Origin of the sequence: Enterobacter sp. MGH 33 (assembly GCF_000534535.1) — a bacterium.
GTDB lineage: Bacteria > Pseudomonadota > Gammaproteobacteria > Enterobacterales > Enterobacteriaceae > Enterobacter > Enterobacter hormaechei_C.
This window is the reverse complement of sequence record NZ_KI973212.1, coordinates 90,988-111,329: the sequence shown is the minus strand read 5'-3', so window position 1 is coordinate 111,329 and position 20,342 is coordinate 90,988. Positions and strand designations below refer to the sequence as shown.

The following is a 20,342-nucleotide window of genomic DNA, read 5'->3' as shown; positions in this document are numbered from 1 at the left end:
ACAGCTGCGGAGTTAAGGTTTCCACACATAATTAGGAATTTATAAAGGGTCGACAGGGGTTACCTGAGGAATGAACCAGGGTAAGATAAAAATCCTGGTTAAAGGTTGCAATATCACCCAACGGACCGCGAATCCCGAGGGACAAAAAAAAACCGCCACATTGCTGTTGGCGGTTTTTTTATGCATCTCGCTTACCGATTAACTACTCAATATCCAGCGCATCCTCAGAAAGGATAATGCCGGTATTGTCAGCATAAAGGTGGTCACCCGAGAAGAAGGTCACGCCGCCGAAGTTAACGCGCACGTCGCTTTCGCCGATGCCTTCACCCGCTGCGCCAACCGGAATGGCGGCAATGGCCTGAATCCCGATATCCAGGTCTTCGAGATCGTCCACCTGGCGCACGGAGCCGTAGACCACAATCCCTTCCCACTCGTTTTGCACCGCAAGGCGGGCGAGGTCCGCATCGATCAGTGCACGGCGCACTGAACCGCCACCATCCACCAGCAGGACGCGACCACGACCGTTCTCTTCGAGCAGATCGTACAGCAACCCGTTGTCCTCGAAACATTTCACCGTGATGATTTGTCCGCCAAACGACGACCGTCCACCAAAGTTGGAGAACAGGGGTTCAACGACGTTGACATCTTCCTGGTAGATGTCACAAAGCTCGGAGGTATCGTATTTCATAGGTTTAACGCTCTGTTGCTGCGAATGTGTTCAGTATATCGTGCGAAATGCGTTGTTGGCAAAATCATCAATTGTTAATTGATATTTGTCAGCTAACTCAGCGTCTGGCTTAAGACAATCCCGATGACGAACAGCAGGTTAGTCAACAGCGCGCCTTTTACCGTACGTTCCAGCATCGGTGGCATGGCGGCCGGGCTGAGTTCACGCATAACGTAGCGGGCCTGCTTAATCAGCAGCGGTGCGGCGAGCACAAACAGCCAGCCCCAGAGGCTGTGCAGCGAAATCAGATTGAACAGCGCCAGGCAGACCAGCGCGCCGATGAGCAGGCAGGCGTGATAGCGGCGTGCATTCACCGGACCCAGACGCACGGCCAGCGTGTTTTTACCGTTCTCGCGGTCGCTATCGATGTCGCGCAGATTATTGATATTCAGCACCGCCGTCGCCAGCAGACCACAGGCGGTCGCCGGCAGGAACAGGGCAGGGATCACCGTGTGCGCCTGTAAGTACCAGCTTCCCATCACGCTCAGCCAGCCGAAGAACACCAGCACGGAGATGTCGCCCAGACCAATATACCCGTAAGGACGCGTCCCGACGGTATAGGTAATGGCTGCAATAATGGCGAGCAAGCCCAGCACCAGGAAGCCAATGAAATCACTGGTGGTTTTCGAGGCGACCGTCACCAGCGCCAGCCCGGACAGGCAAATCAACACCACGGTGATAATCAGCGCCCGCTTCATCTGTGCCTGGGTAATCACCCCTTTTTGCATCCCGCGCAGCGGCCCGATGCGGTCAGGCTTGTCGCTGCCTTTTACCGCATCGCCGTAATCATTGGCGAGATTAGAGAGGATTTGCAGCAGCCCGGCGGTGACAAGCGCCAGACCTGCTACCAGCGGATCGAAATGACCCTGCCACCAGGCAAGCGTGGTACCGACGATAATGGCGGCAAAAGCCAGAGGAAGCGTTTTAGGGCGCAGACTTTCGAGCCACGCCTGTGTACGGCTGATATCAGTCATAGTTATTTAGCCAATAAAAATGGGGGCCATAGCCCCCATCAACAGTGATGAAAATGCATTGAACGCGATTATAGAATAAAACGGCTCAGATCTTCATCTGCCACTAACGCATCCAGGTGTTTGCCCACATAGTCTGCGTCAATGGTAATGCTTTGACCGTTAAGGTCGCTCGCATCATAAGAGATGTCTTCCATCAGGCGTTCCAGCACGGTGTGCAGACGACGCGCACCGATGTTTTCGGTGGTTTCGTTGACCTGCCACGCGGCCTGGGCGATGCGCTTGATACCGTCATCGGTAAATTCAATGTTCACGCCTTCGGTCGCCATCAGCGCTTTATACTGTACGGTCACAGAAGCGTTTGGCTCAGTCAGGATACGTTCGAAATCTTCGGTGGTCAGCGCCTGCAACTCGACGCGGATTGGCAGACGTCCCTGAAGTTCCGGGATCAGGTCAGACGGGCTGGCAATCTGGAACGCACCGGAGGCGATAAACAGAATGTGGTCAGTTTTAACCATGCCGTGCTTGGTGGAGACGGTGCAACCTTCCACCAGCGGCAGCAGGTCGCGCTGAACGCCTTCGCGGGAGACATCCGGGCCGGACGCGTTGCCGCGCTTACAGATCTTGTCGATTTCGTCGATAAACACGATACCGTGCTGCTCAACCGCGTCGATAGCATCCTGTTTCAGCTCTTCCGGGTTAACCAGCTTCGCGGCTTCTTCTTCAATCAGCAGCTTCATCGCGTCTTTGATTTTCAGCTTACGCGCTTTCTGCTTCTGTCCGCCCAGGTTCTGGAACATGGACTGCAACTGGCTGGTCATCTCTTCCATGCCCGGAGGCGCCATAATTTCCACGCCCATTGGCGCGGCAGCGAGATCGATCTCAATCTCTTTGTCGTCCAGCTCGCCTTCGCGCAGTTTTTTGCGGAATGCCTGACGCGCAGCAGAAGGTTCAGGCTGCTGTTCAGCCTGTCCCCAGTTGTTTTTTGCCGGTGGGATCAGCACGTCGAGAATACGCTCTTCGGCCATCTCTTCGGCGCGATAGCGGTTTTTCTCAATTGCCTGGACACGCACCATCTTAATCGCCGAGTCGGTCAGGTCGCGGATGATGGAGTCCACTTCTTTACCCACATAGCCCACTTCGGTGAACTTGGTGGCTTCAACTTTGATGAACGGCGCGTTAGCCAGTTTGGCCAGACGACGGGCGATTTCGGTTTTACCCACACCGGTCGGGCCGATCATCAGAATATTTTTTGGCGTCACTTCATGGCGAAGCTCTTCGTCGAGCTGCATGCGACGCCAGCGGTTACGCAGTGCGATAGCCACGGAGCGCTTGGCGTCGTCCTGGCCGATAATGTGTTTGTTCAGTTCGCTGACAATTTCGCGTGGGGTCATTTCAGACATGGGCGATCCTTACGCTTTAGACGGTAATTCTTCGATGGTGTGATTGTGGTTGGTATAGATGCAGATATCACCTGCAATATCCAACGCTTTCACCGCGATATCGCGCGCGTTCATGTCGGTATTTTCCAACAGCGCACGGGCTGCGGCCTGGGCGTACGGGCCGCCAGAGCCGATGGCAATCAGGTCGTTTTCAGGCTGAACCACGTCGCCGTTACCGGTGATGATCAGCGAGGCGTTTTCGTCAGCCACGGCCAGCAGCGCTTCGAGCTTGCGCAGCATGCGGTCGGTACGCCAGTCTTTTGCCAGCTCAACGGCGGCTTTCACCAGATGACCCTGATGCATTTCCAGTTTGCGTTCAAACAGTTCAAACAGCGTGAAGGCATCAGCCGTGCCGCCTGCGAAACCGGCGATCACTTTGTCGTTATAAAGACGACGTACTTTCTTCACGTTGCCTTTCATGACGGTATTACCCAGCGTGGCCTGGCCATCACCGGCAATTACCACCTGGCCGTTACGGCGTACACTTACTATTGTTGTCACGAGCAGACCCCCTGGTTACAGATTCGGGAAACAGAAGCCCTGAGCCTGTGCTCAGGGCTGAATTAAATGATAGATGGGGGGGATTTTGGGGGTTTCAACCCCCGGAGGCGAGTCGAATGCAGTTTGTGTGGCCAGCCACTTTCAAACGGGAAATGGTGCCGTCTGCGTTTTCTTTGCCTTTGACCGGTCCAATCACTACGCGATTCCAGCCGTTATTGGTGGTAATGCGTGAGTCAAATCCTTCAAATGCCAGCTGAGCACGCACCGTTTCTGCCTGTTCGGCGCCTTTAAACGAACCGCACTGAACCATCCAGCGGCGTTCATCTTTTTTCTCAGCCGTCTGCTTCGGTGCCTCGGTCTCTTTGGTGACCGGCGCAGCCTGCTGCGTTTTTGGCTGTTGCGCAGTGGTATGCGCAGGCGTCTGCAACAGATCCTGATACGGCTGTGCCGTTTGCTTCTGCGGCTGCGCCTTCGGTTGCTGCTGGACAGGCTGAGTTTGTACGGTACGCGTCTGCTGCTGCGGTTGTGTACGCGGCTGCTGTACCGGCTGCGTCTGCGTCCACTGCTGCTGTTGCGTTTGCTGCTGAGCCTGACGCTGGCGCTGCAACGTTTGCTGACGCTGCGCCGGGGTTTGTTCGTTCCACGGTACTTCGTTCAGCTGCGTAGGCTGCTGGCGCATGTCCGCCTGCATCTGAGCGAGCAATTGACGCTGTTCGTCCGTCAGCTGATCGGCATTCTTTACTTCACCCCCGGCAGAAGGCTCGGTAGGCGCACGTACGCCAGGCTGGCGGCTTTCCAGCTCTTTAATGTAGCGCCAGCGCTCTTCAGGCTTCGGCGGCAGGCCGTTGCCGACGACCTTGTTACCCTGAAGGGCTTCAGACTCTTCTTTTTTATGATGCGTAATGAAGTAGAGGCCGCCAATAAAGGCCACCAGCACAGCCGCAGCAATGGCGACCATAGCTGGGGAGACAGCAGACAGGCTGCGTTGCTTGCTTTTTGAACTACTCTTTTTGCGTCGCGAAGGTGCCGGCTGGCCGCGACGTACATAATCTCGTTGTGCCACTATCGTTTCGCTGTATTTATTCGTTCGTCAGCCCGCCATGTTACTTAAGCGACGGGGCTTTGACCAGATAAGGGTGTCGAAAGGTATTTACTTTAAGTTAATGCCTGGGTAGAGCCGCGCACAATCAGCTCACAATCCAGTAGTCGTGACCCACTGCTAACTGATTGACCGTGCAGCTGATCCAGCAAAAGCAGCATCGCTTCACGGCCGATGTCATACCGCGGCTGTGCAACGGTCGAAAGCGGCGGATCGCAAAACTCCGAAAGTGAAATATTATCAAAACCGATTATCGACAGGTCCTGCGGCACGCGCAGGCCGTGACGTTTGGCGTAGGATAACGCCCCCAGCGCCATCACGTCGCTGTGGCAGAAGACCGCGGTGGGCGGTTCTGGCAAGGACAGCAATTTTTCCAGCGCCTGCCCGCCCGCTTCAAAGGTGAAATCACCGCGCGCAATGTAGTGCGGATCGACGATAGCCCCGGTACGGCGCAGCGCCTGAACGTAGCCCTGCAAGCGGTAATGACACAGCGGCATCTCTTCTGGTCCGGCGATACAGCCGATACGCTTATGCCCCAGTTCCTGAAGATAGTTCACGGCGTTGAATGCGGCGGTGAGGTTATCGATATGAACGGTTGGCAGCTCCAGCTCCGGCGCGAATTCGTTCGCCATGACCATCGGCGGTAAATTGCGCTGTTCTTCAATGCTGGCATCAAACGGCAGGCGTGAGCCAAGCAGCAGCATGCCATCAATCTGCTTGGTGATGATCAGGTCGATGAACGTTTTTTCCTGCTGGTTCTGGTGAGCACAATCGCCAATCAGCACCAGATAGCCCTGGGCGGCGGCCGTGACCTCAATGCCGCGGATGATTTCGCTGAAGAAGGGATCGCAGATATCCGGCACGATCACCAGGATGGTGCGGGATTCGTTGCGTTTAACGTTGCGCCCCATGGCTTGCGGGAAATAACCGACCTCAAGCGCCGCCTTTTCAACCCGGTTTCGGGTCGCCTGGGAGACTTTGTCAGGGTTCATCAATGCGCGGGACACGGTTGCTGTTGAGACTTGTGCTTTCTCGGCAACGTCTTTCATGGTCGCCGAGGCAACCTCTTTCCTGGACTTCAACGTCTTCTCCTCGCCTGAACACCGAACTGCGGACAGCACCATTTTTACAGATAGTTAATGGAATCGGTTACAGAATTTTCATAAAAAGTGTGAGGCGCATTAAATTTTTCGATCCGTCTTCAGCCTTCAATCGGATCGACGTCAAGAACCCACTTCACTTTTCGCGCTTCCGGTAGGGTATTGATCAGCGCCAGCGTGCCGCTGACGATCTGCTGTAAACGGATACGCGAGGGGTGCTGAAGTAAGAGTTGCCAGCGGAAACGGCCCCCGCGTTTCGGGGCGAGCGCGGGTACCGGGCCTAAAATCCACAGCTGATTATCCACCAGCGGGCTGGCTTGCAGGAGGTTTCTCAGCTGTTGCAGGAACAGCGGCGCCTGCTGGTTATTATGATCTTCCGCACGGATGATAACGTGGCTGGTCCATGGGGGAAGCTGCATCGTCTGACGTTCGGCCAGCGCCTGGTCCGCGAAGGCGTCATAGCCTTTGTGCAGCAGAGTTTGCAGCAGCGGATGTTCAGGGTGGTGCGTTTGCAGCACCACCTCGCCCTGCTTACCCGCTCGACCAGCGCGACCGGCAACCTGGGTATAAAGCTGGGCGAAACGCTCGGCGGAGCGAAAATCCGCGGAGAACAGCGCGCCGTCGACGTCCAGCAGGGCGACCAGCGTCACGTCCGGGAAGTGGTGCCCTTTCGCCAGCATCTGAGTACCAATCAGGATGCGCGCGCCGCCGCGATGCACTTCCGCCAGTTGCTGCTCCAGCGCCCCTTTACGGCTGGTGGTATCCCTGTCGATACGGGAGATGGGTACGTCCGGGAAGAAGGGCGCGAGCGCCTGTTCAAGCTGTTCCGTTCCCAGACCGACCGGCACGATGTGCGTTGAGCCGCAGGACGGGCATTGACGGGGGACCGGACGCTGGCTGTCGCAGTGGTGGCAGCGTAAATGGCGCTGAGCCTGGTGGAAGGTGTAGTAGTGATCGCAGCGCGGGCACTCTGCGATCCAGCCGCAATCGTGGCACAGCAACGCAGGCGCGAAGCCGCGGCGGTTCAGGAACAGGATCACCTGGTTGCCCGCCTGCAAATGCTGGCGCATGCGGCTAATCAGCGCAGGCGCTAACCCGGCCTGCACCTGCTGGCCTTTCAGATCCAGCACATGTTGAATGGCCGGGCGGGCATTCCCCGCACGGCGTGTCAGGCGCAGCATGTGGTATTTACGCTGGCGAACGTTGTGCAGCGTTTCAAGCGCGGGGGTAGCGGACCCGAGAATAATGGGGATTTGCTCGCTGTGGGCGCGATACACGGCTAAGTCGCGGGCGTGATAGCGCCAGCCTTCCTGCTGTTTATAGGAGCTGTCATGTTCTTCATCGATCACGATAACGCCGAGATTTTTAAACGGCGTAAACAGCGATGAACGGGTGCCGATCACAATCGCCGCTTCGCCGTTTTTCGCTTTCAGCCAGGCGCTGAGGCGCTCGCTGTCGTTCAGACCGGAGTGCAGAACCTCAACGGGCGCATTAAAGCGTTCACGGAAACGCGCGATGGTTTGCGGCGTCAGGCCGATTTCCGGCACCATCACCAGCGCCTGTTTGCCCTGCGCGAGCACGTTTTCCAGCACGCTCAGATACACTTCGGTTTTACCGGAGCCGGTGACGCCCGCCAGCAGCCAGGCGGAAAAACGATCGGCGGCGCTGTGAATCGCGCCCACGGCGGTGGCCTGCTCGGTATTCAGACGCAGGCGATCGCCCGAGACGGAAAAGCCGTCGCGCCAGTCGTGAAGGGCAGGTGCTTCACTGGCCAGCTCGCTCAACCCTTTCTTCCTTAATGCCTGCAACGCGGTTTCGCTTACCTCAAGCTCGTCGACCTGATGGCGCCAGATTTTTCCCTGGCGCAGCGAGGCCAGCGCCTGCTGCTGTTTCTGCGAGCGCTTCAGGCTGTTAATGTCCACAGCCTGGCCCTGCTCGGTGGCAAACCAGTACCACATTGGCGCGTGGCTGGCGCTCTTGCCCTGGCGCAGCATAATGGGCAGGGCATGGAACAGCACGTCGCCAATCGGATGATGATAATAATCTGCCGCCCACAGCAGCAGTCGCCAGGTGCTGGTGGAGTAAACCGGCTCGCTGTCCAGCACCTCAACAACCGATTTCAGCTCGTTAAGCGGCAGTTCGCTGTGTTCGCTGACGGACACCACGATCCCCACGCGCTGCTGTTTGCCAAACGGCACGGTCACGCGACAGCCCGCTTTGGCGCTCATGCTGTCGGGCAGCAGGTAGTCAAAGGTGCGGGGAAGCGGAACGGGCAGGGCAACGTGAGCGACGGGCATCGAATCTTCCTGACTTGAAAAGTGGCGCGTTAGTATACACATTAGTGAAAGCGGCGTGCGGATCAGTTTGCATACGTTGGTCAAATTCTGTATGATTCGCCGCCTTTGGTGTATTTTACGCCAAAGAACTTACATTCAACATCGCGTGGTGTCTGGCGTTAGGGCTGGAAGAGCGACGCGGCCTTAACTGAGGTTCTCCCATGAAAAAAGATATTCACCCGAAATACGAAATGATTACTGCAAACTGCTCTTGCGGTAACTCTATCCAGATCCGCTCTACCGTGGGGCACGATCTGAACCTGGACGTGTGCGGCAAATGCCACCCGTTCTACACTGGTAAGCAGCGTGATGTTGCAACCGGTGGCCGTGTTGACCGCTTCAACAAGCGTTTCAGCATCCCGGGCGCTAAATAAGTTTCCCGAAAAAAAGGCACCGCAAGGTGCCTTTTTTGTATCCGCTTATCAGTATTCCCACGTATCCGGGTCGATACCCAGTTCACGCATGATCACCTTCGCCTCTTCTGGAATTTCGTCACTGCGCTCTTTGCGCAGATCGTCATCGTTCGGCAACGGTTGGCCGGTAAACGCATGCAGGAACGCTTCGCACAGCAGTTCGCTGTTGGTGGCGTGACGCAGGTTGTTCACCTGACGACGCGTACGTTCATCGGTGAGGATCTTCAACACCTTCAGAGGAATGGACACCGTGATTTTCTTGACTTGCTCACTCTTCTTACCGTGCTCAGCGTATGGGCTGATATATTCGCCGCTCCATTCAGCCATGAGATACCTTTAATCCTCTCAGTCATTAATCTAAAGGTGCAAAACCGGTAACCATCAGTTTTGAACCGTAATCTTGCGTAGTTTACCGTAGAGACGATACCGAGGCACGGATATTGCCGCTGTAGCGTGTCCTAAAGCATATAATTTTAACGGCTATTTGCACATTGCTCAATCTATACGCAAAGAAGTTTAGATGTCCAGATGTATTGACGTCCATACTTTCAATGTTTACTCTGGTGCCTGACTTTTCACCTCATTCGCCAGGAAGCCTCACCATGACGCGTAAACAGGCCACCATCGCAGTGCGTAGCGGATTGAATGATGACGAGCAGTACGGCTGCGTTGTCCCGCCAATTCATCTCTCCAGCACCTATAATTTCACCGGATTTAATGAACCCCGCGCGCATGACTACTCGCGTCGCGGCAATCCTACGCGTGACGTCACCCAGCGCGCGCTGGCGGAACTGGAAGGCGGCGCGGGTGCGGTATTAACCAATACCGGCATGTCTGCCATTCACCTGGTGACTACGGTGTTCCTGAAATCTGGCGATCTGCTGGTGGCGCCGCACGACTGTTATGGCGGCAGCTATCGTCTGTTTGATAGCCTGGCGAAACGTGGCTGCTACCGTGTGCTGTTTGTCGATCAAAACGACGAACAGGCGCTGAAACAGGCGCTTGCCGAGCAGCCGAAGCTGGTGCTGGTGGAAAGTCCAAGCAATCCATTGTTGCGCGTAGTCGATATTGCGAAAATTTGTCAGCTCGCAAGGGATGCGGGAGCGATAAGTGTAGTGGATAATACGTTCCTCAGTCCGGCCCTTCAGAACCCACTGGCACTGGGTGCCGATCTGGTGTTGCATTCATGCACTAAATATCTGAACGGCCATTCTGACGTAGTAGCAGGTGTGGTGATTGCCAAAGATCCTGAGGTAGTCACCGAACTGGCATGGTGGGCCAATAACATTGGCGTCACCGCGGGCGCGTTCGACAGCTATTTGCTGTTGCGCGGCATCCGTACGCTGTCGCCGCGTATGGACGTGGCGCAGCGTAATGCCCAGGCGATCGTGGATTTCCTGAAAACCCAGCCGCTGGTGAAGAAGCTTTATCACCCGTCGCTGCCGGAAAATCAGGGGCACGAGATTGCCGCGCGCCAACAGAAAGGATTTGGCGCGATGTTAAGTTTTGAACTGGACGGTGACGAGCAAACGCTGCGTCGCTTCCTGAGCGGGTTGTCATTGTTTACGCTGGCGGAATCCTTAGGGGGAGTAGAAAGCTTGATCTCCCACGCCGCAACCATGACGCACGCAGGTATGGCACCCGAAGCACGTGCCGCCGCCGGGATTTCCGAGACGCTGCTGCGTATCTCGACCGGTATTGAAGATTCTGAAGATTTAATTGCCGATCTGGAAAATGGCTTCCGGGTCGCAGCCAAGGGGTAATCATGAGTGTGATAGCGCAGGCAGGGACGAAGGGTCGTCAGCTGCACAAGTTTGGTGGTAGTAGTCTTGCTGATGTGAAATGTTACCTGCGTGTCGCAGGGATCATGACCGAGTATTCACAGCCGGGGGACATGATGGTTGTCTCTGCGGCGGGCAGCACCACCAACCAGTTGATTAGCTGGCTGAAACTGAGCCAGACCGATCGCCTCTCTGCGCATCAGGTGCAACAGTCCTTACGTCGTTACCAGAGTGAACTGATTGCCGGTTTGCTGCCTGCGGACGTGGCGGACGGGCTGATTAGCGCTTTTACGCACGACCTTGAGCGTCTGGCCGCTCTGCTGGACAGCGGCATTACCGATGCAGTGTATGCGGAAGTGGTTGGCCACGGTGAAGTGTGGTCTGCGCGCCTGATGGCCGCCGTGCTGCAACATCTTGGTGTGGAAGCCGCCTGGCTCGACGCGCGTGATTTCCTGCGTGCAGAACGTGCCGCACAGCCGCAGGTGGACGAAGGGTTGTCTTACCCGCTGCTGCAACAGCTGCTGGTGCAACATCCTGGTAAACGTATTGTCGTCACCGGTTTTATCAGCCGCAGCAATGCTGGCGAAACCGTTCTGCTGGGCCGTAACGGCTCTGACTACTCGGCAACGCAGATTGGCGCCCTGGCGGGCGTGTCCCGCGTCACCATCTGGAGCGACGTGGCCGGTGTCTACAGCGCGGACCCGCGCAAAGTAAAAGATGCCTGCCTGCTGCCGCTGCTGCGTCTCGACGAAGCGAGCGAACTGGCGCGTCTGGCGGCCCCGGTGCTGCACGCGCGCACGCTACAGCCGGTTTCCGGCAGCGACATCGACCTGCAACTACGCTGTAGCTACACGCCGGATCAGGGTTCCACCCGCATTGAACGCGTGCTGGCATCCGGTACGGGCGCGCGCATTGTCACCAGCCATGATGACATCTGCCTGATTGAGTTCCAGGTGCCTGCGGGCCAGGATTTCAAACTGGCACACAAAGATATCGACACCATCCTGAAACGTGCCCAGGTGCGTCCGCTGGCCGTTGGCGTACATAACGATCGTCAGCTGTTGCAGTTCTGCTATACCGCTGAAGTGGTGGACAGCGCCCTGAAAATTCTGGATGAAGCGGGCCTGCCGGGCGAGCTTCGCCTGCGTCAGGGGCTGGCGCTGGTGGCGATGGTGGGCGCGGGCGTCACCCGTAACCCGCTCCACTGCCACCGCTTCTGGCAGCAACTGAAAGGTCAGCCGGTGGAGTTCACCTGGCAGTCGGAAGAGGGCATCAGTCTGGTTGCCGTGCTGCGTAAAGGGCCAACCGAAAGCCTGATTCAGGGTCTGCACACCTCCCTGTTCCGCGCGGAAAAACGCATCGGCCTGGTACTGTTCGGGAAAGGGAACATCGGTTCCCGCTGGCTGGAGCTGTTCGCCCGCGAGCAGGTGACGCTTTCGGCGCGTACCGGGTTTGAATTTATTCTGGCAGGGGTGGTGGACAGCCGCCGCAGCCTGCTGAACTACGAAGGGCTGGACGCCAGCCGGGCGCTGGCCTTCTTTAACGATGAAGCGGTTGAGCAGGATGAAGAGTCGCTGTTCCTGTGGATGCGCGCGCACCCGTACGACGATCTGGTGGTGCTGGACGTGACTGCCAGCGAACAGCTGGCCGATCAGTATCTGGATTTCGCCAGCCACGGTTTCCACGTCATCAGCGCCAACAAACTGGCGGGCGCGAGCAGCACTGATAAATACCGTCAGATCCATGACGCATTCGAAAAAACGGGCCGTCACTGGCTGTATAACGCCACCGTTGGCGCGGGCCTGCCGGTGAACCATACCGTGCGCGACCTGATTGAAAGCGGCGACAGTATTCTGGCGCTGAGCGGGATCTTCTCCGGCACGCTCTCCTGGCTGTTTTTGCAGTTTGACGGCACCGTTCCGTTCACCGACCTGGTGGATCAGGCGTGGCAGCAGGGCTTAACCGAGCCGGATCCGCGCGTTGACCTTGCCGGTAAAGATGTGATGCGTAAGCTGGTGATCCTGGCGCGTGAAGCCGGCTACGACATTGAGCCGGGTCAGGTACGCGTCGAGTCTCTGGTGCCTGCGGGCTGCGAGGAAGGGTCCGTCGATCACTTCTTCGAGAACGGTGACGAGCTGAACGAGCAGATGGTGCAACGTCTGGAAGCGGCTAACGAGATGGGCCTGGTGCTGCGTTACGTGGCGCGTTTCGAGGCGAACGGTAAAGCGCGCGTGGGCGTGGAGGCGGTGCGTCCTGAACATCCGCTGGCGGCGCTCCTGCCGTGCGACAACGTCTTCGCCATCGAAAGCCGCTGGTATCGCGATAACCCGCTGGTGATCCGTGGCCCGGGCGCGGGACGTGATGTCACCGCCGGAGCCATTCAGTCTGATATTAATCGTCTGGCTAAGCTGCTGTAACCCCTCACCCTAACCCTCTCCCCAATGGGGAGAGGGCGTGCTTCTCACCCCCATCATGAGCGCCCTTCATCTTCCCTGAACAAACCTCACCGTTAATGTTGATTATTTCTGTTGACGTCATCCCGCTTTTCCGTCATTTTTACATCTGGACGTCTAAACGTATAGAAGTTCACAACACAACAAACAACGACACGCGAAAGATAGAGGTAAGGTATGAGCTTTTTTCACGCCAACCAGCGGGAAGCCCTGAATCAGAGCCTGGCCGAAGTAAACGGCCAGATTAACGTCTCTTTTGAATTTTTCCCGCCGCGCACCAGTGAAATGGAGCAAACCCTGTGGAGCTCTATCGATCGCCTGAGCAGCCTGAAGCCGAAGTTCGTCTCCGTAACCTACGGCGCCAACTCCGGTGAGCGTGACCGCACGCACAGCATCATTAAGGGCATTAAAGATCGAACCGGTCTGGAAGCGGCACCGCACCTGACCTGTATCGACGCCACCCGTGATGAACTACGCGCCATTGCCCAGGACTACTGGAATAACGGCATTCGCCACATTGTGGCCCTGCGCGGCGACCTCCCGCCAGGCAGCGGCAAGCCAGAGATGTTTGCCGCCGATCTGGTCGGGCTGCTGAAAGACGTTGCCGACTTTGATATCTCCGTGGCCGCCTACCCTGAAGTTCACCCGGAAGCCAAAAGCGCCCAGGCGGATCTGCTCAACCTGAAGCGTAAAGTGGAGGCCGGTGCTAACCGCGCGATTACTCAGTTCTTCTTTGACGTGGAAAGCTACCTGCGCTTTCGCGACCGCTGCGTCTCGGCGGGTATTGATGTCGAAATCATTCCTGGCATTCTGCCGGTCTCGAACTTCAAACAGGCGAAGAAATTCGCAGATATGACCAACGTGCGCATTCCGCTGTGGATGTCCAAAATGTACGAAGGGCTGGACGACGATCCGGAAACCCGTAAGCTGGTGGGGGCCAATATCGCGATGGACATGGTGAAGATTTTAAGTCGCGAAGGGGTGAAAGATTTCCATTTCTATACCCTGAACCGCGCGGAAATGAGCTACGCCATTTGCCATACGCTCGGTGTTCGCCCGGCGCTGTAAAGTAAAAAACCCTCATAAAATGAGGGTTTTTTAATCGAACGGAGAGTTAAAAGGTATTAGCTATCGAATCTGTGGATTAATTCAACTATCTCTTATCGCTAGTGGTGTATATCGTAACGGTAACACTGTAAAGGGAGCATAGCGATGAGCATGTCAGACGAGACCAATAACGCGGCATCCGCCGGCAAATGTCCGTTCCACCAGGGCGGCGTCGATCATAGCGCGGGTGCAGGTACCGGCAGCAAAGAATGGTGGCCTAAACAACTTCGCATCGATCTACTTAATCAACACTCCAGCCGTTCTAACCCTCTGGGTGAAGACTTCGACTACCGCAAAGAATTCAGCAAGCTCGACTATTCCGCCCTTAAGGGCGATCTCAAAGCACTGTTAACCGACTCACAACCGTGGTGGCCTGCCGACTGGGGCAGCTATGCGGGCCTGTTTATCCGTATGGCCTGGCACGGTGCGGGTACCTATCGCTCCGTTGACGGTCGCGGCGGCGCCGGACGCGGTCAGCAACGCTTTGCACCGCTGAACTCCTGGCCGGATAACGTCAGCCTGGATAAGGCTCGCCGCCTGCTGTGGCCAATTAAGCAAAAATACGGACAAAAAATCTCCTGGGCTGACCTCTTTATCCTCGCGGGTAACGTGGCGCTGGAGAACTCCGGCTTCCGCACCTTTGGTTTCGGTGCCGGGCGTGAAGACGTCTGGGAACCGGATCTGGACGTGAACTGGGGCGATGAAAAAGCCTGGCTGACCCACCGTGACCCGGAAGCGCTGGCGAAGCGCCCGCTTGCGGCCACCGAAATGGGCCTGATTTACGTTAACCCGGAAGGGCCGAACGCCAGCGGTGAACCGCTGTCTGCGGCGGCGGCGATCCGCGCCACCTTTGGCAACATGGGCATGAATGACGAAGAGACCGTCGCGCTGATTGCGGGCGGACATACGCTCGGTAAAACGCACGGCGCAGGTGAAGCCACGCACGTGGGCACTGACCCGGAAGCGTCGCCGATTGAAGCGCAGGGCCTGGGCTGGGCCAGCACGCACGGCACCGGTATTGGCGCTGACGCCATCACCTCCGGGCTGGAAGTTATCTGGTCTCAAACCCCGACCCAGTGGAGCAATTACTTCTTCGAGAACCTGTTCAAATACGAATGGGTGCAGACGCGTAGCCCGGCGGGCGCCATTCAGTTTGAAGCCGTGGATGCGCCTGAAATTATGCCTGACCCGTTCGACCCGTCGAAAAAACGCAAGCCAACCATGCTGGTCACCGACCTGACGCTGCGTTTTGATCCGGAATTCGAGAAAATTTCCCGTCGCTTCCTGAACGATCCGCAGGCCTTCAACGAAGCCTTTGCGCGCGCGTGGTTCAAGCTGACCCACCGCGATATGGGGCCAAAAGCGCGGTACATCGGCCCGGAAGTACCGAAAGAAGATCTGATTTGGCAGGATCCGCTGCCTCAGCCGGTGTTCCATCCGACGCAGGAAGATATTGAAAGCCTGAAAGCGGAAATCGCGGCCTCTGGTCTCTCCGTGAGCGAGCTGGTTTCCGTGGCCTGGGCGTCGGCATCGACCTTCCGCGGCGGCGACAAGCGTGGCGGCGCTAACGGCGCGCGTCTGGCGCTGGCGCCTCAGCGCGACTGGGATGTGAACGCCGCGGCGGTGCGGGCGTTACCGGCTCTGGAAGCAATCCAGCGCACCACTAATAAAGCCTCACTGGCCGATATCATCGTGCTGGCGGGTGTTGTGGGCGTTGAGCAGGCGGCGAAAGCGGCTGGCGTTTACGTTAACGTACCGTTTACCCTAGGCCGCGTGGATGCGCGTCAGGACCAGACGGATATCGAGATGTTCAACCTGCTCGAACCGGTTGCCGACGGTTTCCGTAACTATCGCGCACAGGTGGATGTGTCCACCACGGAGTCGCTGCTGATCGACAAAGCCCAGCAGCTGACCCTGACCGCGCCGGAACTGACGGTGCTGATCGGCGGTTTGCGCGTACTGGGTGCAAACTTCGATGGCAGCAAGAATGGCGTGTTTACCAACCGCGAGGGCGTGCTGAGCAACGACTTCTTCGTTAATCTGCTGGATATGAACACCCAGTGGAAAGCGACCGACGACTCAAACGAGCTGTTTGCCGGTAGCGATCGTGCAAGCGGGGAAGTGAAATACACCGCGACCCGCGCCGATCTGGTCTTCGGTTCAAACGCCGTCCTGCGTGCGCTGGCCGAAGTTTACGCCAGCAGTGATGCACACGAGAAGTTCGTCCGTGATTTTGTTGCCGCGTGGGCGCGAGTGATGGATTTGGACCGGTTTGATGTGAAGTAACCCATGTGCCGGGTGGCGGCTACGCCTTACCCGGCCTACAAATTAAAGTGCCATGTAGGCCGGGTAAGCGCAGCGCCACCCGGCTTTTTTCGTTACTCCCACTCCTGCAAGAATCGCTGTCCATACTGGTCCGCCACCAGCAGCGCCGCATAGACCTGATCCGGCGTTACGCCGCCAGGCATGTTGTGAATGGTTTCCCCTTCGGCACAGGACGCCTCCGCGATCAGCCGCATTTTGGCCGGAATATCCTCTTTGATATTCAGCTGCGCCAGCGTGATCGGCAGCCCAACGCTGTGGCAAAGCGCGGCGACGGTCTCAATTTCTTCAACCGGCGCGTTCTCCAGTACCAGTTGCGTCAGCGTGCCGAATGCGACCTTTTCACCATGGTAGAAATGATGCGCATCCGGCACCGCCGTCATGCCGTTGTGAATGGCATGCGCCGCCGCCAGCCCGCCGCTTTCAAAGCCCACGCCGCTGAGATAGGTGTTGGCTTCGATAATGCGTTCCAGCGCCGGTGTGACCACGTGCTGTTCCGCCGCCAGCATCGCTTTCTCGCCCTCTTCAACCAGCGTGTTGTAGCACAGCTCTGCCAGCGCTAACGCTGCCTGCGTGCACTTGCCGCCCGCCATGGTCGTCGCGCCGCTACGTGAGCAGGCACGCGCTTCAAACCAGGTTGCCAGGGCATCGCCAATCCCGGCGGCCAGCAGGCGTGCAGGTGCGCCCGCCACCACTTTGGTATCGACAATCACCATGTTCGGGTTGTGCGGTAGCATCAGGTAGCGATCGAACTCGCCGCTGTCGGTATAAATCACGGAAAGGGCGCTGCACGGCGCATCGGTGGAGGCAATGGTCGGGGCAATGGCCACCGGCACGTCCATAAAGTGGGCCAGCGCTTTGGCAGTATCCAGCGTTTTTCCGCCGCCGATACCCAGCACCGCCAGACAGTCAGCGCTGTCGGCCAGCTTTTTCAGGCGATCGATTTCATTTTGCGAACATTCGCCACCAAATGCTGCAATTTCGGCATGGAGTCCGGCTTTTTTAAAACTCTGGCGCAGGGTTTCTTCAGCAAAACCCAGCACAAATTTATCGCCCACCACCAGCCAGCGATTTGCCAGCGGCTTCAGGTAGTCGCCGAGGCGAGTGAGAACATCTGCGCCCTGGATGTATTTTCCCGGGGATTGAATGACACGGTCCATAACATTACTCCCTTAGTGTTTGAGGTAAATTCTGTCCTGTTCGAACTGCACTAAGAGCGACTCTACTCCCGGCGTGCCGGTCATTTGTTGCGCTACGTCTAAGGGAAACGTGATTGCCTTACCGGTGGCAAAGATTGAGGGGGAGATCAGGGAAGGGGGAAGATCGAGAAGTGCCCGGCAAGCGTAGCGCTGCCGGGCACTGAGCATTAACCGGTGTTGCGCATACCTGCCGCAACGCCTGCTATCGTTACCATCAGCGCCTGTTCAACGCGCGGATCCGGCTCTTTACCTTCCTCCTCCGCCAGACGCGAACGGTGCAGCAGTTCAGCCTGTAAAACGTTCAGCGGGTCGGTGTAGATGTTACGCAGCTGGATAGACTCGGCGATCCACGGCAGGTCTTCCATCAGGTGGGAGTCATTAGCGATATCCAGCACCACTTTAATATCGCCTTCAAGCAGCTCGCGCAGCTCTTTACCCAGCGCCCACAGCTCTGGTTTCACCAGACGCTGATCGTAGTATTCCGCCAGCCACAGGTCGGCTTTCGAGAAGACCATCTCCAGCATGCCCAGACGGGTAGAGAAGAATGGCCAGTCGCGGCACATGGTTTCCAGTTCGCTCTGCTTTCCGTCTTCCACCACTTTTTGCAGCGCCGCACCGGCACCCAGCCAGGCCGGCAGCATCAGACGGTTTTGCGTCCAGGCGAAGATCCACGGAATGGCGCGCAGCGATTCAACGCCGCCGGTCGGGCGACGCTTGGCCGGGCGCGAACCCAGAGGCAGTTTACCCAGCTCCTGCTCAGGCGTGGCTGAGCGGAAGTAAGGCACAAAGTCTTTGTTTTCACGCACGTAGCCGCGATAGAGGTCGCAGGAGATGTCAGACAGCTCGTCCATAATCCGGCACCAGGACTCTTTTGGCTCCGGCGGCGGCAGCAGGTTGGCTTCCAGGATCGCACTGGTATAGAGCGACAGGCTGCTGATGGTCACTTCCGGCAGGCCGTACTTGAAGCGGATCATCTCGCCCTGCTCGGTCACGCGCAGGCCGCCTTTCAGGCTTCCTGGTGGTTGAGAGAGCAGCGCTGCGTGTGCAGGCGCACCGCCACGACCAATGGAGCCGCCGCGTCCGTGGAACAGGGTCAGTTCAATACCGGCTTTTTCGCAGGTTTTGATTAGCGCATCCTGCGCCTGATACTGCGCCCAGGAGGCTGCCATCACGCCCGCATCTTTCGCGGAGTCGGAATAGCCAATCATCACCATCTGTTTGCCCTGAATAAAGCCGCGATACCAGTCGATGTTCAGCAACTGGGTCATCACGTCGTTAGCGTTGTTCAGGTCGTCGAGGGTCTCAAACAGCGGGGCCACTGGCAGAGCATAGTCAATGCCCGCTTCTTTCAGCAGAAGGTGAACGCCCAGCACGTCGGACGGGGTCTTCGCCATGGAGATCACATAGGCGGCCACCGATCCTTTCGGCGCATCCACGATCGCTTTACAGGTGTTGAGCACTTCGCGGGTGTCGTTGCTTGGCTCCCAGTTGCGCGGCAGCAGCGGGCGCTTGGAGTTCAGCTCGCGGATCAGGAACGCCTGTTTGTCGGCTTCTGACCAGCTTTCATAGTCGCCGATGCCGAGGTAGCGGGTCAGCTCGCCCAGTGCTTCGGTATGACGGGTACTTTCCTGACGAACGTCGATACGCACCAGCGGCACGCCGAAACACTTCACGCGGCGCAGGGTGTCGAGCAGTTCGCCGTTGGCAATGATGCCCATCCCACAGGCCTGGAGAGATTTATAGCAGGCGTACAGCGGCTCCCAGAGCTGTTCGTTCTGGCTCAGCAGACCTTCCGGCTTCGGCAGGCGCTGGCCTTTCAGGCGCGCTTCCAACCAGGCCTGAGTGGCCATCAGCTGACCGCGCAGTTTTTTCATCAGGAAACGGTACGGTTCGCTGGCGCCTTCTTCACCGGCCAGCGCGCGCAGTTCCGGCGTCGCTTCCACCATCGACAACTCGGAGATCAGCACCTGAATATCTTTCAGGAACAGGTCGGTCGCTTTCCAGCGGCTCAGCAGCAGGACGTGACGGGTGATTTCCGCCGTCACGTTCGGGTTGCCGTCGCGGTCGCCGCCCATCCAGGAGGTGAAGCGTACCGGAACAAAATCAACCGGCAGGCGGTAGCCCAGGTTCTCTTCCAGCTGTTCGTTCAGCTCGCGCAGGTAGTTGGGGACCCCTTCCCACAGGCTGTTTTCCACCACCGCAAAGCCCCATTTGGCTTCGTCTACCGGGCTTGGGCGATGCTTACGAATTTCATCGGTGTGCCAGGACTGGGCAATCAGCTGGCGCAGACGGCGCATAAGCTGGTTACGTTCGTAGTCGGCAATGTCTTTGTTATCCAGTTGCTTCAGACAGTTGTTCACTTCCACCATTTTGTGGATCAGCGTACGACGGGTGATTTCAGTTGGGTGTGCGGTCAGCACCAGCTCCAGCGAAAGGGATTCTACCGCTTTTTTGATGGTCGCTTCGTTGAGGTCGGGCTGGTCTTTGAGTTTACGAAGGGTGCGGGCAATGACTTCCGGGTTGCTGGACGCTTCGCCTTTTGGCGAAATGCTGTGGTATTGCTCAGCGGTGTTTGCCAGGTTCAGGAACTGGCTGAAGGCGCGGGCAACGGGCAGCAGCTCATCGTTAGAGAGGTTCTGCAAGGTGGTGAGCAGCTCCTGACGATTGGCCTCGTTACCGGCGCGGGAAGATTTGGACAGCTTGCGGATGGTTTCAACGCGGTCGAGGATGTTCTCCCCCAGTGCGTCTTTGATGGTATCTCCAAGCACTTTGCCGAGCATACTGACATTACTACGCAACGCGGAATATTGTTCGTTCATAAAAACCCAGTCACCCCATCATTTTTGTTTATGCCCATGCGAAAATCTTCTGGACATTATTTTGTCATCTCC

The 20,342-nt window shown here is 57.4% G+C and carries 15 protein-coding genes; 5 read left to right on the top strand and 10 right to left on the bottom strand.

The window, feature by feature from the left end; genetic code table 11:
• Positions 1-202: 202 nt before the first annotated feature.
• From rraA to priA, 7 genes are all read right to left on the bottom strand, one after another.
• Positions 203-688, bottom strand: a complete 486-nt coding sequence (rraA, locus tag L379_RS23260) for a ribonuclease E activity regulator RraA (protein ID WP_003862032.1) — start codon at positions 686-688, stop codon at positions 203-205.
• 92 nt (positions 689-780) lie between these two features.
• Entirely contained in the window at positions 781-1,707 is a 927-nt protein-coding gene (gene menA / locus L379_RS23265; protein WP_087924327.1) for a 1,4-dihydroxy-2-naphthoate polyprenyltransferase, read from the bottom strand.
• A 62-nt stretch (positions 1,708-1,769) separates the two neighbouring features.
• Positions 1,770-3,101: an HslU--HslV peptidase ATPase subunit gene (hslU, locus tag L379_RS23270; protein WP_015569947.1), complete on the bottom strand. Its 1,332-nt coding sequence runs from the start codon at positions 3,099-3,101 to the stop codon at positions 1,770-1,772.
• 9 nt (positions 3,102-3,110) lie between these two features.
• On the bottom strand, positions 3,111-3,641 hold the full coding sequence (gene hslV, locus L379_RS23275) for an ATP-dependent protease subunit HslV (protein ID WP_003862036.1): 531 nt from the start codon (positions 3,639-3,641) through the stop codon (positions 3,111-3,113).
• 94 nt (positions 3,642-3,735) lie between these two features.
• Complete coding sequence (gene ftsN / locus L379_RS23280; protein ID WP_017383099.1) at positions 3,736-4,704, bottom strand: cell division protein FtsN; 969 nt, start codon at positions 4,702-4,704, stop codon at positions 3,736-3,738.
• Between the two features lie 92 nt (positions 4,705-4,796).
• Positions 4,797-5,822, bottom strand: coding sequence for a DNA-binding transcriptional regulator CytR (gene cytR / locus L379_RS23285; RefSeq protein ID WP_032651968.1), 1,026 nt, complete (start codon positions 5,820-5,822; stop codon positions 4,797-4,799).
• A 119-nt stretch (positions 5,823-5,941) separates the two neighbouring features.
• Positions 5,942-8,137 carry a primosomal protein N' gene (gene priA, locus L379_RS23290; protein ID WP_032651966.1) on the bottom strand — a complete coding sequence of 732 codons (2,196 nt, stop codon included), beginning with the start codon at positions 8,135-8,137 and terminating at the stop codon, positions 5,942-5,944.
• Positions 8,138-8,337: 200 nt separating this feature from the next.
• Here priA and rpmE point away from each other — a divergent pair, with 200 nt between their 5' ends.
• Complete coding sequence (rpmE, locus tag L379_RS23295; RefSeq protein ID WP_003862040.1) at positions 8,338-8,550, top strand: 50S ribosomal protein L31; 213 nt, start codon at positions 8,338-8,340, stop codon at positions 8,548-8,550.
• A 48-nt stretch (positions 8,551-8,598) separates the two neighbouring features.
• Here the strand turns inward: rpmE and metJ are convergent, their stop codons facing one another.
• Positions 8,599-8,916, bottom strand: coding sequence for a met regulon transcriptional regulator MetJ (gene metJ / locus L379_RS23300; protein WP_006179183.1), 318 nt, complete (start codon positions 8,914-8,916; stop codon positions 8,599-8,601).
• 275 nt (positions 8,917-9,191) lie between these two features.
• Between metJ and metB the strand changes: the two genes are divergently transcribed.
• The 4 genes from metB (at position 9,192) to katG (ending at position 16,216) form a co-directional block, all read left to right on the top strand.
• Entirely contained in the window at positions 9,192-10,352 is a 1,161-nt protein-coding gene (metB, locus tag L379_RS23305; RefSeq protein WP_032104301.1) for a cystathionine gamma-synthase, read from the top strand.
• A gap of 2 nt (positions 10,353-10,354) precedes the next feature.
• A complete protein-coding gene (locus tag L379_RS23310; RefSeq protein WP_017383103.1) occupies positions 10,355-12,787 on the top strand; it encodes a bifunctional aspartate kinase/homoserine dehydrogenase II in 2,433 nt (810 codons plus the stop codon).
• A 213-nt stretch (positions 12,788-13,000) separates the two neighbouring features.
• Positions 13,001-13,891: a methylenetetrahydrofolate reductase gene (gene metF, locus L379_RS23315; protein WP_003862045.1), complete on the top strand. Its 891-nt coding sequence runs from the start codon at positions 13,001-13,003 to the stop codon at positions 13,889-13,891.
• 144 nt (positions 13,892-14,035) lie between these two features.
• Positions 14,036-16,216, top strand: a complete 2,181-nt coding sequence (gene katG / locus L379_RS23320) for a catalase/peroxidase HPI (protein WP_032651964.1) — start codon at positions 14,036-14,038, stop codon at positions 16,214-16,216.
• Positions 16,217-16,308: 92 nt separating this feature from the next.
• Here the strand turns inward: katG and L379_RS23325 are convergent, their stop codons facing one another.
• Positions 16,309-17,412: a bifunctional L-1,2-propanediol dehydrogenase/glycerol dehydrogenase gene (locus L379_RS23325; RefSeq protein WP_032651961.1), complete on the bottom strand. Its 1,104-nt coding sequence runs from the start codon at positions 17,410-17,412 to the stop codon at positions 16,309-16,311.
• Positions 17,413-17,618: 206 nt separating this feature from the next.
• On the bottom strand, positions 17,619-20,270 hold the full coding sequence (gene ppc / locus L379_RS23335; protein ID WP_032651959.1) for a phosphoenolpyruvate carboxylase: 2,652 nt from the start codon (positions 20,268-20,270) through the stop codon (positions 17,619-17,621).
• Positions 20,271-20,342: the final 72 nt, after the last annotated feature.